The organism is Tindallia californiensis (assembly GCF_900107405.1).
Classification (GTDB): Bacteria; Bacillota; Clostridia; order Peptostreptococcales; family Tindalliaceae; genus Tindallia; species Tindallia californiensis.
Map to the genome: position 1 here is coordinate 76,712 of NZ_FNPV01000005.1, position 17,301 is coordinate 94,012.

Sequence of the window (17,301 nt, forward strand, 5' to 3'; positions counted from 1 at the left end):
CTAATGATTGAATCGTCAAGGGAGGGATGTCATGGTAACGAAAAATGTGCTGATGACAATTCTGCATAAGATTCTTGAATCGATTGATGAAGGCGTTCATGTCATAGACGGTAATGGTTTTACAATATTATATAATAAAGCGATGGCGGAGCTAGAGGGAATGACGATAGAAGAAGTAATGGGTCAAAAATTCCTTAATATGTTTCCGGATCTGGATAGTGAAAGTAGTACTCTGCTAAATGTACTGAAAACAGAAAAACCTATCCTTAACCAGAGTCAGGTATATCTTAATAAACAGAAAAAAAGGATTACAACCATTAATTCTACGATACCCTTATACTATGACGATGAAATTATTGGTGCGGTAGAGATTGCTAGAAACATTACTAAAATAAAAGAATTGTCTGACGAAATAATGCGTTTACAACAAAGTCTGACCAATCCAGTTTCAACACAGAAAAAAAATAAAATTACTTTTTATACCTTTGAAAGCCTGAAAGGCAGTAGTCCTAATTTCTTGAAAGCTTTAAGAATGGCTCAAAAGGCTGCGAAATCTTCATCCAGTGTTCTGGTTTTTGGAGAAACAGGGACAGGAAAAGAACTTTTTGTTCAAGGGATTCATTATGATAGTGAAAGAAAGAGTCAGCCTTTTATTGCACAAAATTGTGCCGCCTTTCCAGAATCTCTACTAGAAGGCATTCTTTTTGGAACATCAAAAGGTAGTTTTACAGGAGCAATTGATCGACCGGGAATTTTTGAACAAGCAAATGGTGGGACGATCTTATTGGATGAAATAAACTCTATGGGAAAAAACCTGCAGGCAAAATTGCTCCGAGTGTTGCAGGAAGGCTATGTAAGAAGAGTTGGCGGTTTGAAAGATATACCAGTTGATGTAAGAATAATAGCCACAACTAATGAAGCGCCAGAAGATTTGCTCTATCATAACATCATTCGGAAAGATCTTTTTTATCGACTAAATGTCATTAATATTGTTATTCCACCCTTAAGGGAAAGAAAAGAAGACATCGAATTGCTGGCCAATTACTTCATTGAGAAACACAATTCTATTCTAAACAAATGCATTCAACGCATTGAAAAAGGATGCATGGAAGCTTTTTTACAGTATGGTTGGCCTGGGAATATACGAGAATTGGAAAATGCTATTGAAGGGGCTATGAATCTAACCTTGTCAGAAGATGAACTAAGTAAAGAAGATTTCCCGGAATACTTATTTCGTGAGACTGAGAAAAATTTTGCGGAAAAGCAAAATAGTTTGCACTTTGATGTTGGCGAAGGGATGCCCTTAAATGAGTTAGTGGAAAAAATTGAATTTACGTATATTAAGAAAGCTCTAGCGACAACCAACGGAAATATAAGTCAAGCAGCCAAGAAACTTGGGATTAAAAGACAAACACTGCAACATAAAATTAAAAAAATAAGAGTATAATACCATAAAACCTCCTTCTTGGCATGAAAGTTGCATTATAAATAAGCAACAAAACAAATAAGGAGGTTTTATGATGGAAAATATTAAAGTGATTATTTGGGGTTTTGGTGCAATGGGTAGTGGGATGGCAAAAATGTTATTAAACAAACGTGGTGTTGATATCGTCGGTGTATGTCGTAGAAATCCAAGCTTTGTAGGTAAAGATGTTTATGACGTTTTAGACCTGCAACGTGGTGATAGAGCACCAATTTATATCACAGATGATATTGAGTCAATTGTTAAAGAAAAAAGTGCTGATGTTGTTTTGATTGCAACTGACTCTCATACAAAAGACACGATGGACAAAATTCGTTTAGTAGCAAAAAATAAAATTAATATCATCTCTATTGCAGAAGAAATGGCTTATCCACAAGCTCAGGAACCTGAGTTAGCAAAAGAAATGGATAAACTAGCGAAAGAAAATGATATTACAATACTTGGTACTGGCATTAACCCTGGATTTGTTCTTGACTTGCTGGTGTTAGCCCTAACTGGAACCTGTGAAGAAGTTGACTTTATTAAAGCTTCACGTGTCAATGATTTATCGCCATTTGGTGGAACGGTAATGAAAGGACAGGGGGTTGGTCTTACAGAAGAAGTATTTACAAAAGGCGTATCAGACGGAACTGTCGTTGGTCACGTAGGATTTCCAGAAAGTATTCGAATGGTTGGAGATGGTTTAGGATTCAAAATCGATAAAATCGAGGAAACTCGAGAGCCAATCATTAGCAATGTGGAAAGAGAAACGGATCATGTTAAAGTAGAGTCAGGAAATGTTGCCGGATGCCGTCATTGTGCAACTGGAGAAGAAGATGGCGTAATTAAAATCGATATGGAGCATCCACAACAAATTCATCCTCATCTTGAAGGACAGGAAACGGGAGACTATATCTGGGTTCGTGGAAATCCTGATATCAATATGTCTATTCAGCCAGAAATACCAGGAGGTACTGGAACCATTGCAATGGCAGTGAATATGATTCCTCATGTTATCAATAGTCGTGCAGGACTTAAAACGATGTTAGATCTACCTGTTCCACGTGCAATCATGGGAGATATGAGAGATTTGATCGAAAAATAGGAGGGATATTGTGATTAAAAAAGGGACCTGGGTTAAAATTCAGGATACAATACTAGAGTCTGGACATCGAGCGCCGCAACTCCCTGAAGACACAAAAAAAGTGCCGTTGATCATGTGGGCCAAAGGCTATCTGCAGGAAGATGCTAAAATCAATGAGATTGCTACGATTAAAACGCTGACTGGTCGATTGGTAAAAGGAACGGTGATGGAAGTAGAACCTTGCTATAACCATGATTTTGGTGCGTTTGTACCAGAACTCTTAGAAATAGGGAAAATGGGAAGACAAGAACTGTGGGGAGGTGAAGATCATGAGTAAGGATTTTAGCTATGAAGCTGTCATGAATCGAAAACCTCAAATCATGAAAGATTCTGTAGGCATAGACTATGCTACGTTTGAATCAGAAGGCGTAGGCTTTGATTATGAAAGAATGATGAAAGAGACAGGTTATACCTTATCAGAAATGCAAGAAATACAAGGTCAATCAGGCGTAGGGAATACTCCTTTACTAGAAATGAAAAACCTTACAGCATTAGCAAGAAAGTATGCACCTACTGGTAAAGGCGCTAGGATCTTTATCAAAGACGAAGCCTCCAATCCTTCTGGAAGCTTCAAGGCCCGTCGTGCGGCAAATGCGGTTTATCATGCTAAAAAACTGGGGTACAAAGGTGTTATTGCAGCTACCAGTGGCAATTATGGTGCAGCCGTAGCAAGTCAGGCGTCTATGCATGGTCTTAAATGTATTATTGTACAAGAATGCTATGATAGTCAATATGTAGGACAACCAGAAATTATTGAAAAAGCAAGAAAATGTGAAGCATACGGTGCGGAAGTTGTACAGACATCTGTCGGCCCAGAGCTATTTTACGTTTTCTTGAAACTATTAGAAGAGACAGGATATTTCAATGCTTCATTATATACGCCATTTGGCATCGCAGGTGTCGAAACATTAGGGTATGAAATATCCATGCAGTTCCGAGAGCGTGAAGGACGTGATCCAGATGCGGTTATTTGTACAAATGCAGGTGGTGGAAACTTAACGGGAACAGCAAGAGGCCTAATGAAAGCCGGGGCTGAAAACACAAAAATCATTGCCGCCAGCGTAGATTTAACAGGCCTTCATATGGCTAGCGATGATCAGTTTAACCGTAAATCCTTTACTACAGGGCATACGGGTTTTGGAATGCCATTTGCAACCAATCCGGACCGCTCCGATGTACCTCGTTCTGCCGCTCGACCTCTTCGTTATATGGATCGATATGTTTTAGTGAATCAAGGCGAAGTTTTTTTAATGACAGAACTATTGGCACAAATGGAAGGACTGGAAAGAGGGCCGGCGGGAAATACGGCTTTAGCAGCGGCCTTTAGTGTCGCTCAGGAAATGGATGAAGATCAGACCATCGTTGTTCAGGAAACGGAGTATACAGGAGCAGGAAAACACATTAATGCTCAGTTGACTTTCGCCAGAGAAAACGGAATTAAGATCTTTTTCGGGGATCCTAAGCAAGAAGAAAAAGGAAAAAATATTATATTACCAGAAAAATTATCCTTATTAAAAGCACAAGAGGTGGATATGGACAAATTAAGACGTTCATTAATAAAAAATGCCGTATCCAATACCGAATTTGTAACACAGGATGATATAGAGTATTTGGTAACAGAAACAAATTCAAATCACCAATTTGTAGAAAAGCATTTAGAGGATTTGGGAATCAAGGTAAAATAATGATATAATACAAGTAAAATAAGGGGCGGCGACAAGCCGCCTCGATTAATAATGAAAATGAGGTGAACTGATGAAACGTGCTGACGATTTTGAACAAAGACGTAAACACTTAAAAGATTTATCAGATGAAGAATTAGAGCTGAGATTTTGGCAGTTAGCCGAAAAAATTGTTGACCCTATGATTAATCTAGCAGAGAAAAACACATCCCCATCTATCGAAAGATCAGTTCTTTTGAGAATGGGTTTTTCTAGCATGGAAGCAAAATCAATCGTTGAAGGTGTTATGGATCGTGGTCTTATGGGAAAAGGAGCCGGTCACATAGTGTTTAAGGTAGCGAAAGAAAAAAAGATGGATATTCGAGAAGTAGGATTGCAATTGGCAGAAGGAAATCTTTGGGAAGATGCCATATCCTTGTTTAAGGAGGGGAAATAATGGATTTAAAGCCAAATGAACATTTAGATATCCAACATCTATTAGAAGACCTGGAAAATTACAGACCAAAACGTAGAGGATGGACCTGGCGAGAGAAAAAGAAAGATCTTGAGATGGGGCCTTTTACGTATCAAGACAGTTCTACACCTTTAGAAAACAGCGTGCCACTTCCCTCTTCAAAATACTTTGGTGACATTGATCCGCAACCTGATTGCGTAATTACAACAGAGATAGCTTCTGGTAGATTTGAAGATGATATACGACGAATGAGGATGGCTGCATGGCACGGTGCTGATCATTTAATGGTTATTAGAACAGCTGGTCAAAGTCATTTTGACGGATTGATTGAAGGCACACCTCAAGGTATTGGTGGAATTCCCATCACACGTAAACAAGTTAGGGCACAACGTAAAGCTTTGGATTACATCGAAGAAGAAGTAGGTCGTCCTTTGAACTACCATTCTTATATTAGTGGTGTTGCCGGACCGGAAATATCTGTTATGTTTGCAGAAGAAGGCGTTAACGGAGCTCACCAGGATCCACAGTACAATGTGTTATATCGTAATATCAACATGGTAAGGTCTTTTGTTGATGCAGCAGAAGCAAAAAAAGTAATGGTTTGGGCAGATATTGCACAGATTGATGGAGCTCATAATGCCAATGCAACGGCTAGGGAAGCTTGGAAGGTAATGCCTGAATTATTAGTGCAACATGCATTGAACTCTATGTATTCTGTTAAAGTAGGTATGAAAAAAGAAAATATCTGCCTATCGACAGTACCTCCCACGGCACCACCTGCACCAAGCATGAAACTGGATCTTCCTTATGCAGTTGCCTTAAGACAGTTATTTAAGGAATATAAAATGAGGGCTCAAATGAATACGAAATACATTGAATCCTCCACTCGTGAAGCCACTGTAACACATACACTTAACCTTCTGATATCAAGGCTTACCCGTGCCGATATTCAATCTACAATTACTCCGGACGAAGGCCGGAATGTCCCATGGCATATTTACAATATCGAAGCCTGTGATACGGCAAAACAAGCTTTTGTAGGAATGGATGATTTAATGAGCATGATTCAGCTCAAAGAAGACGGCTACTTACATGACAGAAGCCGTGAAATCAAAGAAAGAGCCGTGCTTTTCATGGAAGAAGTGCTGGAAGCTGGTGGCTACTTCCAAGCAGTGCAAGAAGGGTTTTTTGTTGATTCAGGTCATTATCCTGAACGTAACGGTGATGGCATTGCAAGAAAAATGGATGGCGGTGTAGGCTACGGTACGGTCTACGAGAGAGACGAAGACTATTTAGCTCCTGTTACAGCTCATTTTGGTTATAATAATATTGCTCAGTATGATTCCTCATTAGTGAATAATCCCTCTGAACTCATCAATGGATGCACCTTAGAAAAACCGGAAAAAATTATATTTATTGATGAGTTAGATGAAAGTGATAATGTGCATGTTCGTTTAGAAGAAAAGAAAGATCTGATCAATACATCAAAAATAAAGCCTGAAATGGAATGGCTTGGTGACGGCATTGTTATGCTGAACATGTTTATTCCAAAATCAAAACGTGTTGCTGAGTATGCGGCTATTGAATTTGCAAAAAAGATGAATTTGAAAGAAGTAGAAGTAATCCATCGGGAAATGATGCATCCATCGGAAGGAACCCGTGTTGAACTAAAAGGAAAAGTAGACTTTACTATTGATGAAAATGACTTGGTAATTCCGCCAGAGCCGGAAATTATGTCAGAAGATCAAATACGTGAAGCAGTGGAGAAAAATCCGTTGAGAATTGTTGCTGGCACCGTTGGTGAAGATGAGCATTCAGTCGGACTAAGAGAAATTATCGATATTAAACATGGTGGTATCGAAGCCTATGGTATCGATACTCATTATCTCGGTACTTCTGTACCAATCGAAAAACTAGTAGACGCAGCGATCGAATTAAATGCCAATGCGATTTTAGCTTCTACGATCATCAGTCATGATGAAATACATTATAAAAATATGAAAAAACTACATGAAACATGCATTGAAAAAGGGATTCGGGATAAAGTGATTTTGGTAGCCGGAGGAACGCAGGTAACACCTGAAATTGCTGTAAAACAAGGTGTAGACGCTGGATTTGGACGTGGAAGCAAAGGAATCCATGTTGCGACGTTCCTGGTTAAAAGAATGGAAGAGATGAAAAATGAAGATTGATGTTTTAGTTGCCGAAATTGGAAGTACTACGACAGTAGTAAATGCCTTTAATAAAATTGATAGCAGTACACCTTCCTTTCTTGGGCAAGGACAAGCACCAACAAGCGTGCTGGAGGGCGATGTTCGCATCGGCCTTCAGGGCGCTATTGATGATTTAGCCCAAAACCTGAATGAAAAATCCATTGATTATGTGGAAATGCTTGCTACCAGCAGCGCGGCAGGTGGATTAAAGATGACTGTTCATGGGTTGGTTTATGATATGACTGTTCGGGCTGCAAAAGAAGCAGCTCTGGGAGCGGGAGCAAACCTTCATCAGATTACGGCTGGAAAAATGCGTCGCAGTGATCTTAAAAAGCTCCAGGAAATAAAACCTAATATTATTTTAATCGCTGGTGGCGTTGATTATGGTGAGAAGGATACAGCCATTGAAAATGCAGAAAAAATTGCTGATTTAAATCTTAATGTTCCCATTATTTATGCTGGAAACATCGAAAATCAAGAAGAAGTACGACTTATTTTTGAAGATACGAATAGTCGGCTATATATTGCTGAAAACGTTTATCCTCAAATTGACAATCTTAACATTGAACCAACAAGAAAAATTATTCAGGATGTATTTGAAGAACATATTATCCATGCTCCCGGAATGAAACAGGTAAGAGATATGGTGAATGGACCGATTATTCCAACACCTGGAGCTGTTATGGAAGCGGCCAAATTACTAAAAGAAAAAATGGGAGATTTAATTGCCTTTGACGTTGGAGGTGCAACAACTGACCTTCATTCAGTTACAGAAGGAAGTGAAGAAATTAATAGAATTCTTCTTAGTCCGGAACCAGTGGCAAAACGAACAGTTGAGGGAGACTTAGGCGTATACATTAATATGCAGAACATTCTTGATCTGATCGGAAAAGAAGAACTTCAAAAAGAAATGGATTTTGATATTGAACAAATGGTAGAAAGTCATGTTCCAATTCCAAGAACTGATAAAGAAATTCGTTTTGCAGAACGATTAGCTCAGGAAGCTGTTAAAATATCGGTTCAACGTCATGCAGGCCACATTCGTAACCTCTATGGCCCCGGTGGTAAAACAACGGTGGCGGAGGGGAAAGATTTATCTGGAATTCGTTATGTAATTGGAACCGGTGGTGCACTAACTCGCTTACCCCATGGGAAAAAGATGCTAAAAAGCATTTTGTATTCCAATCAAAAGAATAAGATGATGCCAACAGAAGAGGCAACCGTATTGCTAGATCATCATTATATTATGGCTTCTTTGGGAGTTCTGTCAAAAAAATATCCAGAAGCTGCTTACCATCTTATGAAAGAGAGCATGGACTGGAATGGAGCTGAAAAAAGTGAATCCAAGAATTGAGATACACACAGATAAGTTAACTCACAATGCAAAACAAATAAGTAAAATGACACAGGGATATGGGATTACTCCAGCAGCAGTTACCAAAGGATTTTGCGCCATTCCTCAGGTAGCGGCAGCTATTGTTGAAGGAGGCATTGGTATTCTGGCAGATTCTCGAATCGAAAATCTAAAAAAACTACGGACATTAAATGCTCGAACGATGCTTCTTAGACTACCGATGATCAGCCAAGCAGAAACTGTTGTTAAGTACGCAAATATCAGCCTGAATTCAGAAATAAAAACCTTAAAAGCATTAAATGAAGCCGCAAACATCCAAGGACGTACCCATCAGGTGATTTTAATGATAGACTTAGGTGATCTTAGGGAAGGTATTATGGATGATTTTGAATTGATGGCAATGATTCGCCAGATAAAGTCGCTAAAAAACATATCTCTTGTAGGACTAGGAACTAACTTAACGTGTTTTGGAGCGGTTATTCCTGATGAAAAGAATTTAGGGCGGCTAATTGATTTAGCCCAAAAAATCGAAAAAGATATGGGACAATCCCTAGAATTCATCAGTGGTGGCAATAGTAGTAGTGTTTATTTAATGATGGAAAAAAGAATGCCAAAAGGAATTACCAACTTAAGAATTGGGGAATCAATTCTTATGGGTACAGAAAGTGCTTATGGAAAAAAAATACCAGATATGCATTATGATGCTTTTCAGTTAGTGGCAGAGATTGTAGAAATCAGAGAAAAGCCTACGGTGCCCATAGGACAAATTGGAATGGATGCCTTTGGAGGAAAGCCCATTTTTGAAGATAAAGGAATGCGTAAACGCGCCATTGTAGCCGTTGGGAAGCAGGATTTTGCTACTCATCCAGTGAAATGCATAGAACCAGGAGTTGATATTTTAGGAAGTAGCAGCGATCATATGATTTTGGATATTACAGATGCGGAAAAAAAATATTTCATTGGCTCAGAGCTTAAATTTACGTTAAGTTATGGCGCTATGTTAGCATTAACAACTAGTCCATATATAAGCACTCAGTTAGTGAGCGGAGGTCTTGGGTAGGAGGAGACGGAACAATGAAAACAATCGATTTAAGAAGCGACACCGTAACGAAGCCAACTCCAGAAATGCTGGTGGCCATGTCGTCAGCTCCTTTAGGCGATGATGTATACGGAGACGATCCAACAGTGAATGAACTGGAGAAATTAGCGGCGGATAAACTTGGAAAAGAAGCGGCTTTGCTGGTTCCGACAGGAACAATGGGCAACCTTATTGCGGTAATGGCTCATACCAGTCCGGGACAGGAAATCATTTTGGAAGCAAATTCTCATATTTATCTTTATGAAGTGGCGGGAATAGCAAGAATTGCAGGAGTTCAAGCAAGAACTATTCATGGGAATAGAGGCGAAATGCTTGCAACAGATATCGAAAAATCAATACGCTCTGACAATATACATTTTCCTGAAACAGGACTAATATGCCTTGAAAACACACATAATATGGCGGGTGGACGAGTGATCTCCCTTGAAAACATGCAAGAGGTACAGACTATTGGTCAAAAACATGGTTTACCATTACATTTGGACGGAGCAAGAATCTTTAATGCCGCCATATCCTTAAATAAAGATGTGCGAAAAATTGCAGAGTCTGTTGATTCGGTCATGTTTTGCTTATCGAAAGGACTTTCATCGCCTGTGGGAAGTATGTTAGTTGGAAGCAGTGGGTTTATTAAGAAATCCCGTAAGCTTAGAAAAATGCTGGGTGGAGGCATGCGTCAGGCAGGAATCATTGCAGCTTGTGGAATTATATCATTAAATGAAATGACAGAACAGCTTAAAATAGATCATCGAAATGCAGCCGTTTTAGTAGAATCTCTTTATGAAACTGGTCATTTTGATGTAAGTATCGATAACACGCATACAAATATTGTTAATGCACGTATCGCAGTAGAAGGATGGACAGCATTTGAACTTGTTGATGCCATGGAAAAAAAGGGCGTATTAACAAATGCTCGAAACGAAGAAATGATACGCTTTGTAACACATAAAGATGTGTCAATGGAAGAGATAGAAGAAGCGGTTATACGGATAAGTCAAATACTAAAAAGCTAGAAGGTGGTACTATGGATTTGCTGGATATCGTAAATCATCAAAAGAAAAAAGAACAAGCACCTTTAGCGGATCGAATGAGACCCGATTCCATCAAGGATCTTATTGGGCAAGATCATCTTCTTAGCAGAGAAAAATTTTTAGCTCGTTGTATCAAAGCCAAAAGAATTCCTTCGCTTATTTTATATGGTCCACCCGGAACGGGAAAAACAACCCTGGCAAGACTATTGGCAAAGGAATCTGGAAGTGAGTATTTTCAGTTAAGTGCTGTCATGGCAGGAGTTAAAGATATTCGTCAAGTAATAGAAGAGGCGAATAACCTTTTGAAACATTCACATAAAAAAAGTATCTTATTTATTGATGAAATTCATCGATTTTCTAAAAATCAACAAGATGCTCTTTTACCACATGTTGAAAGAGGTTTAGTTACGTTAATAGGAGCTACTACGGAAAACCCATATTTTGAAGTGAATAGTGCGCTTTTATCAAGAACTACGGTTTTGAAATTAGAACCACTTACTGCTAAAGAGATAGCATGTTTGCTTAAAAGAAGTCTTGTGGAAAAAGAGAAAGGATTAGGTCGGATAAAAACAGTGATTGAAGATGATGTAGTCATGTTTTTAGCCGATATGGCTGGCGGCGATGCCCGTAGAGCATTAAATGCTTTAGAAATTGCCGCATTAAGCGCAACGCCTCACAGTGATGGTTCTATTACCATCTCCCTGGAAGACGCTGAAGAATCAGTGCAAAAGCGCGCCGTTCAGTATGATAAAGATGGCGATCAACATTATGATGTGATATCAGCTTTTATTAAAAGTATCCGAGGTAGTGATCCGGATGCGGCATTGCATTATTTAGCAAAAATGATAACAGCTGGTGAAGATCCGGAGTTTATTGCAAGAAGGGTAATGATAGCCGCTGCTGAAGATATAGGCAATGCCGATTCAAACGGATTAACGATTGCGACAGCAGCCCACTATGCTGTTAAACATATCGGTATGCCAGAAGCTCGTATCATTTTAGCACAAGCCGTAACATACCTTGCAACAGCACCAAAAAGCAATGCTGCTTATTTAGCCATTAATAAAGCAATGACAGATGTCAATAACGTCACTACTGATGTGCCCAAACACCTTAGAGATAGTCACTACCAAAATGCTTCTAAACTGGGCCATGGAAATGGATATTTATATGCCCATAGTTATCCAAATCATTATGTAAAACAGCAATACATGCCAGACGCACTTACAGGTGCTGTCTATTATGAGATGACGGATCAAGGAGAAGAAAAGAAACATAAGGAATATATGGACAAGTTAAAAAAGAAATCCCATCAATAAAGAGGCAGCTAAGTCGATAAGCTGCCTCTTTATGCATATACTTTAAGATTCGTAGGTTTTCTCACCTCGAAAGTAAGTGGCAATAGGCATAAAATCTTTTAGTTCCTCCGGTCGAACTACAAAAGGATCCTTTTGTAGAACTAAAAAATTTGCCCAGTAACCCTCTTTAAGCTTTCCGCTTTGATGAGATTCGCCGGATAACAAAGGAGGTTTAGTTGTGAACAGTTCAAAAGCTTCTTTGCGAGTCAATGCCTCTTCTGGAATCCATCCATCCTGAGGATTACCCATTAAATCTTTCCTGGCAATAGCTGTATAAATATTCCAAAATGGATTAAAGCTTTCGACAGGTGCATCAGAGCTTCCAACGGTTGGAATTTCCATCTCTAAATAGGTTTTCCAGCAATAACTATGCTTTAAACGATCTGAACCGATCCTAGCTTCGGCGATATGAAGGTCGGAATGAGTGAAAATTGGTTGAATGTTCGCGATAACCTGAAGCTCTCTGTACTTCCTTAAAATAGACTCACTTCCTATTTGGCTATGAATAATAGAAGGACGTAAGTGTTTCGATTGATACAAAGCTTCATGCTTAGCATAGATATCTAAAAGTGTTTCGATTGTTTTATCTCCAATTCCATGAGCTGCAACATCAAAATCATTCTCAAAAGCCAGCTTAATCATAGTCTCTAATCGTTTTTCAGACATCAACATAAAACCGGAGGTTTCAGCATCATCAGAATATGGTTTATACAGAGCTGCTGTGCGTGAACCCAAAGAACCATCAGCTAAGATTTTTATGGGTCCGGGGATCAATCGATCCATAGACTTCCATGATTGTAGCTGGTTATCAATGTAGAACCTAATATCTTCAGGTTTGTAAATAATCATTTGAAGAACAATTTGAAGAGGTAACTTTTTCGCTTCATTCAACTCTTTATAGGCATCTAATAAAGCTTGACGATCTCCGACAAACCCAAAATCATCTGTATGGACACAGGTAAAACCATGCTTTACCAAATCATCACAGGCTGAAAGAATTAAGTTTTTCATTTCTTCTTTATTTTCAATAGGAGGAATTACTCTGTTTATAAGCTCCATAGCAGTTTCTCGAAGAACTCCTGTCGGATTTCCGTGGCTGTCCCGATCAATTTTTCCTCCCTCTGGATCTGGTGTATGTTTAGTGATTCCAGCTAACTCCAGAGCTTTGCTATTGACAGAGCAAATATGATAACACATGCGCAGAAGCTTAATGGGATGCTTTCGAGAAATGCTGTCTAAATCCTGTCGATCCGGTATTTTACGATCAGAAAATAAATCCTGATTCCAGCCAGAACCATTGACCCAATCACCTATAGGAATCGATTTTCGATCGATATGTTGTGTAACGGCTTTCTTTAAGGCATCGATAGAAGGAATTTCTTTTAGACTTACTACTTGTTCTTTGGTAGAACCATAGGCAAGTAAGTGCATATGAGAATCCGTAAAACCAGGGATGACTGTTTTTTGTTGTAAGTTGATGCGTATATCCTCATCCTTTAAAAGCGGTAGTAAATCATTAGAGTCACCTATTTTTGTAATCATACCATTTTCTGTAATAAAAGCATTATCCGTTGATAAATCCGTAAAGTTACTTAAGTTGGCATTATAGAACATTGTTCTTGGTGTACTCATCACGTCACTCCTTGATCGGCTCCGTATCGTTTGAAGCTTTAGAAATTTTAATCAATACAAATATTATACCACACTGCTTTCGAAAAAAAGAAGCTTTGATCTTACTTTATCAAAAAGGAATTAAAAACACAGCTTATTTGGTATAAAGCTTGCATCTATAAATTATTAGATCATTTACTAGGAGGGGTTTCATGTTAACCGTTAATAGAGAATTGCTGGAGAGTAATTTTTTTGAACTGGTCAAGGCACCCAGCACATCAGGAACAGCCGATGAGAATCTTTCAACAGCCACTATTGTCAAGCAATTTGAAGCGATGCCGTATTTCCAAAAAAATCCGGAGCTTCTTCAATGTCATTTAATACCAGACGATGGCTTTGATCGCAAAGTAATCACCGCTTTGGTTAAAGGTAACGGAAAAAGCAACAAAACGATTATTCTTATGGGACATACAGATGTGGTGGATGTAAGCGATTACGGAAAAAATCAGGACGTCGCTTATGAACCAGAAAAACTAATGAAAAGACTTGATCCAAGTTCAATGAACGCCGACGCCAGAAATGATTTTGAATCTGGTGAGTGGATTTTTGGTCGTGGTGTTATGGATATGAAATGTGGCGTATCTGTTTCAATAGCCATGTTAGAAGCGGCATCACGAAATCAAGAAGAACTGAGTGGAAACTTACTTTTTGTCGGCGTACCAGATGAAGAAAACAATTCTTTAGGAATGATTGCTGCCACGGAGAATTTACTGGAACTTTCTCAAACTCATGACTTGGATTATGTTGTTTGCATTGATGGAGAATCACAATTTCCATATTATCCGGGAGATAGCAATAAATATATTTACCAAGGAACACTTGGCAAGTTTGTTTTGATGGCCTATGCGGTTGGAAAAGAAACACATGGTGGTGACTCTTTAACAGGGCTTAATGCAAATCTTATTATATCTGAACTGACACGAAGAATAGAATTAAATATGGATCTTTCTGATTCTTATGAGGAAGAAGTTTTTTCACCGCCAACATCCTTAAAACAAACCGATACAAAGCAACATTATAATGTAAAGACACCTGAATCCGCCTATGCCTATTATAATTTTTTAACCGCAAACCAGTCACCAAAATATTTTTTTGATAAAGTTAAAGAATTAGCGATTCAGGCAATGACAGATTCTCTTGATAAGCAAAGACGTGAAACAGAAAAGTTTTTTGAAATGAGTAATTCAAAAGGATCTTTCTACGACTGGACTCCAAACGTTTTTTCTTATAGTGATTTGGTTGAAATGGCAAAGGAACATGGAGGACAAGCATTCGAAGAACATATGAAAGGTTGTATGGACGAGTGGCGCAAACAACCAGAAATGGATCAGAGAATTTTAGCTGTAAAAATGATGGAAGAGGTATATTCTTTCTGTCCTGATAAAGATCCTAAAATAATTCTATTTTATGTGCCGCCATACTATCCACACATTAAGCCAACAACAGAAACACCCGAAAAAGCAAAAGCAAATAAAGTGGTGGAAATGGTTTCTGAATATGCGAAAAAAGAATTTAATGAAGATGTCGGTGTCGAAAGATTTTTTACAGGATTATGTGATCTAAGCTTTGTTTCCTTACAAAATGCTGAGGATGTCATATCAAATATTATGCCCAACATGCCAAATTGGGGTTTTCGGTATGAATTACCAGTAGAAACCATCAAAAAACTGGACTTGCCTGTAATGAACATAGGACCCTACGGAAAAGATGCTCATAAAAATACAGAAAGATTGCATAAAGATTATTCCTTTAGAATTTACCCACAGTTATTGGCTTTTGCGATTAAAGAGATGCTAAAAGCTTAAACAGAAAATATATTTGCAGATTAGTGCCAATATATTTTCAGGTAAGATAAAAAATGAGAATGATGAATAATAATACAATTCTCAAAATGCATTAAATATAACAAACGATTTATCATGCTGATTTATTGTCAGAAGAATACACGATTTCTGATAAAGGCATGTATATTTATTCTTTGTTTTGATTATTGTAAAAGCGAACCTTGGAGATAAAGTGCCAATATATTTTCATATCTGTTTGTTCAGCAGCTAAAAAATGATCACTTAAAATAATTATTGATGAGATAATAAAAAGTATCAATAAGGGTAAAATAATTATAAATTATAGGTAAATAGGGAGGGTATCATGTTGGAACAAAAAAATTGCAATCTGTCCCATCTGGAGGAAATAAAGCAAAATACAGAAAAATACACGATTGAATTGACAAAAATACCAAGTGCGGTCGAAACGAGTGGTGAATTGGATATCGCCTGGCATCTTTATAATACGTTAAAAGAAGAACCTTACTTTATTGATCACCCAGACCAGTTGTATTTTCAAAAATGCGACGGTGAGGATGAAAGACACAATGTAGTAGCCTACGTGAAAGGAGGTAAAGGAGAATATAAGAATACGGTGGTTCTCTTAGGTCATATCGATACTGTAGGCATTGAAGATTATCGTGACCTTAAACATATTGCTACAGATCCAATGGCATTAGCCGAAGCCTTAAAAGAAATGAGCATACCGGAGGAAGCGAAAAAAGATTTAGATTCTGGTGAATGGCTCTTTGGACGGGGTATATTTGATATGAAATGTGGCGTAGCCGCTAATTTATCCCATACGTTACAAGCAGCTAGAAACCCAGAACTTTTCAAAGGTAATATTATTTTTTTAGGCGTACCGGATGAAGAAGGTAATTCTGCTGGCATGTTAAGTGCGCTTAAATTGTTGAACAAAATAAAAGATCAGGATAAGTTAGTTTATAATGCGGTTCTTGATACGGACTATATGACTTCCAGGTATGAAGGAGACGAAAATCGTTATATTTACGTTGGAACAATAGGAAAACTATTACCTTCTTTCTATATTGTCGGGAAAGAATCTCATGTAGGCCAGAGTTTTGACGGATTAGACCCTAATGAACTTTCGGCTGAGTTGGTCCGAGAGATAAACTTAAGCCACGATCTATGCGATGTTGCTGATGGAGAAGTAACGGTTCCTCCAATAACCCTAAAACAAAGAGACCTAAAGGTAGATTACTCTGTTCAAATTGCAAAATCAGCTCACTTATATTTTAATTACGCTACTCATGGAAGTGAACCGGATGAAGTAATGTCAAAACTAGTTTCAAAGGCAGAAAAAGCTTTTGATACGGTGGTTGAACGGCTTAATAATCATTACAAGCACTATTGTGAGATGAGTGAAATTCCACACACACCTTTACCGTGGAAAACGAAAGTATATACCTTTGATGCTTTATACAGAAAAGTAGCTGAAGAACTAGGATATAAATTACATCAACGGATAGCGGCGCTTCAAAGACGACTAGATCCAAATACAATGGATGATCGAGCGTATAGCTTGGCAATTGTAGAAGAAGTATGTAAAATGAATCCAGATCCCGACCCAATGATTGTCGTGTTTTTTGCACCTCCCTATTATCCACATATGTACATTAATGGAAAAAATGATCAGGAGCAAAAATTATTAGATGCATTGAACCATAGTGCTGAATTAGTACAACCTAAAATTCAAGAGCCTTTAAAACTTAGAAAGTTTTATCCATACATTTCAGATTTGAGTTTTTGTAGCGTAACAGAAAACCAAGCCATTATTGATAAACTTATTACCAATATGCCTGCTTGGCCGGAAAAATATGAGTTACCAATTGATGAGATGAGAGAATTTAACGTACCAGTAGCAAACATTGGACCCTTTGGAAAAGATGCCCATCAATTTACAGAAAGGCTGCATCGGCCATTTTCTTTCGATGTAATGCCAGAACTGCTTTTTGAGACAATTAAATACCTATTAGAAAAATAAATGTATCA

The 17,301-nt window shown here is 38.1% G+C and carries 13 protein-coding genes; 12 read left to right on the forward strand and 1 reads right to left on the reverse strand.

Going from position 1 to position 17,301, the window contains the following annotated elements; genetic code table 11:
* Nucleotides 1-31: 31 nt before the first annotated feature.
* The 10 genes from BLV55_RS07950 (at nt 32) to BLV55_RS07995 (ending at nt 11,755) form a co-directional block, all read left to right on the forward strand.
* Entirely contained in the window at nt 32-1,447 is a 1,416-nt protein-coding gene (locus BLV55_RS07950; protein ID WP_093313124.1) for a sigma-54 interaction domain-containing protein, read from the forward strand.
* A 73-nt stretch (nt 1,448-1,520) separates the two neighbouring features.
* The gene (ord, locus tag BLV55_RS07955; RefSeq protein ID WP_093313126.1) at nt 1,521-2,567 is read left to right on the forward strand and encodes a 2,4-diaminopentanoate dehydrogenase; all 1,047 of its coding nucleotides are present in this window, start codon (nt 1,521-1,523) and stop codon (nt 2,565-2,567) included.
* 10 nt (nt 2,568-2,577) lie between these two features.
* Nucleotides 2,578-2,883: a 2-amino-4-oxopentanoate thiolase subunit OrtA gene (gene ortA / locus BLV55_RS07960; protein ID WP_093313128.1), complete on the forward strand. Its 306-nt coding sequence runs from the start codon at nt 2,578-2,580 to the stop codon at nt 2,881-2,883.
* Nucleotides 2,876-4,291 (forward strand): 2-amino-4-oxopentanoate thiolase subunit OrtB, encoded by a 1,416-nt coding sequence (ortB, locus tag BLV55_RS07965; protein ID WP_093313130.1) that lies wholly within the window; start codon nt 2,876-2,878, stop codon nt 4,289-4,291. Before ortA ends, ortB begins: the two co-directional genes overlap by 8 nt.
* Before the next feature lie 70 nt (nt 4,292-4,361).
* Nucleotides 4,362-4,724, forward strand: a complete 363-nt coding sequence (locus BLV55_RS07970; RefSeq protein ID WP_093313132.1) for an ornithine aminomutase subunit alpha — start codon at nt 4,362-4,364, stop codon at nt 4,722-4,724.
* Entirely contained in the window at nt 4,724-6,934 is a 2,211-nt protein-coding gene (gene oraE / locus BLV55_RS07975; RefSeq protein WP_093313134.1) for a D-ornithine 4,5-aminomutase subunit OraE, read from the forward strand. Before BLV55_RS07970 ends, oraE begins: the two co-directional genes overlap by 1 nt.
* A complete protein-coding gene (locus BLV55_RS07980; protein WP_093313136.1) occupies nt 6,924-8,309 on the forward strand; it encodes a GlmL-related ornithine degradation protein in 1,386 nt (461 codons plus the stop codon). Before oraE ends, BLV55_RS07980 begins: the two co-directional genes overlap by 11 nt.
* On the forward strand, nt 8,293-9,369 hold the full coding sequence (orr, locus tag BLV55_RS07985; protein WP_242870073.1) for an ornithine racemase Orr: 1,077 nt from the start codon (nt 8,293-8,295) through the stop codon (nt 9,367-9,369). The genes BLV55_RS07980 and orr overlap by 17 nt, the downstream gene beginning before the upstream one ends.
* Nucleotides 9,370-9,383: 14 nt before the next feature.
* Complete coding sequence (ltaE, locus tag BLV55_RS07990; protein WP_093313140.1) at nt 9,384-10,418, forward strand: low-specificity L-threonine aldolase; 1,035 nt, start codon at nt 9,384-9,386, stop codon at nt 10,416-10,418.
* Nucleotides 10,419-10,429: 11 nt separating this feature from the next.
* Nucleotides 10,430-11,755 carry a replication-associated recombination protein A gene (locus tag BLV55_RS07995; protein ID WP_093313142.1) on the forward strand — a complete coding sequence of 442 codons (1,326 nt, stop codon included), beginning with the start codon at nt 10,430-10,432 and terminating at the stop codon, nt 11,753-11,755.
* A gap of 42 nt (nt 11,756-11,797) precedes the next feature.
* Here BLV55_RS07995 and BLV55_RS08000 read toward each other — a convergent pair whose 3' ends face one another.
* Nucleotides 11,798-13,426, reverse strand: a complete 1,629-nt coding sequence (locus tag BLV55_RS08000) for an amidohydrolase (protein ID WP_093313144.1) — start codon at nt 13,424-13,426, stop codon at nt 11,798-11,800.
* Between the two features lie 191 nt (nt 13,427-13,617).
* On the opposite strand from BLV55_RS08000, the gene BLV55_RS08005 reads away from it, so the two are divergent.
* Entirely contained in the window at nt 13,618-15,270 is a 1,653-nt protein-coding gene (locus BLV55_RS08005) for a M20/M25/M40 family metallo-hydrolase (protein ID WP_093313146.1), read from the forward strand.
* 343 nt (nt 15,271-15,613) lie between these two features.
* Nucleotides 15,614-17,293, forward strand: coding sequence for a M20/M25/M40 family metallo-hydrolase (locus BLV55_RS08010; RefSeq protein ID WP_093313148.1), 1,680 nt, complete (start codon nt 15,614-15,616; stop codon nt 17,291-17,293).
* Nucleotides 17,294-17,301 lie beyond the last annotated feature (8 nt).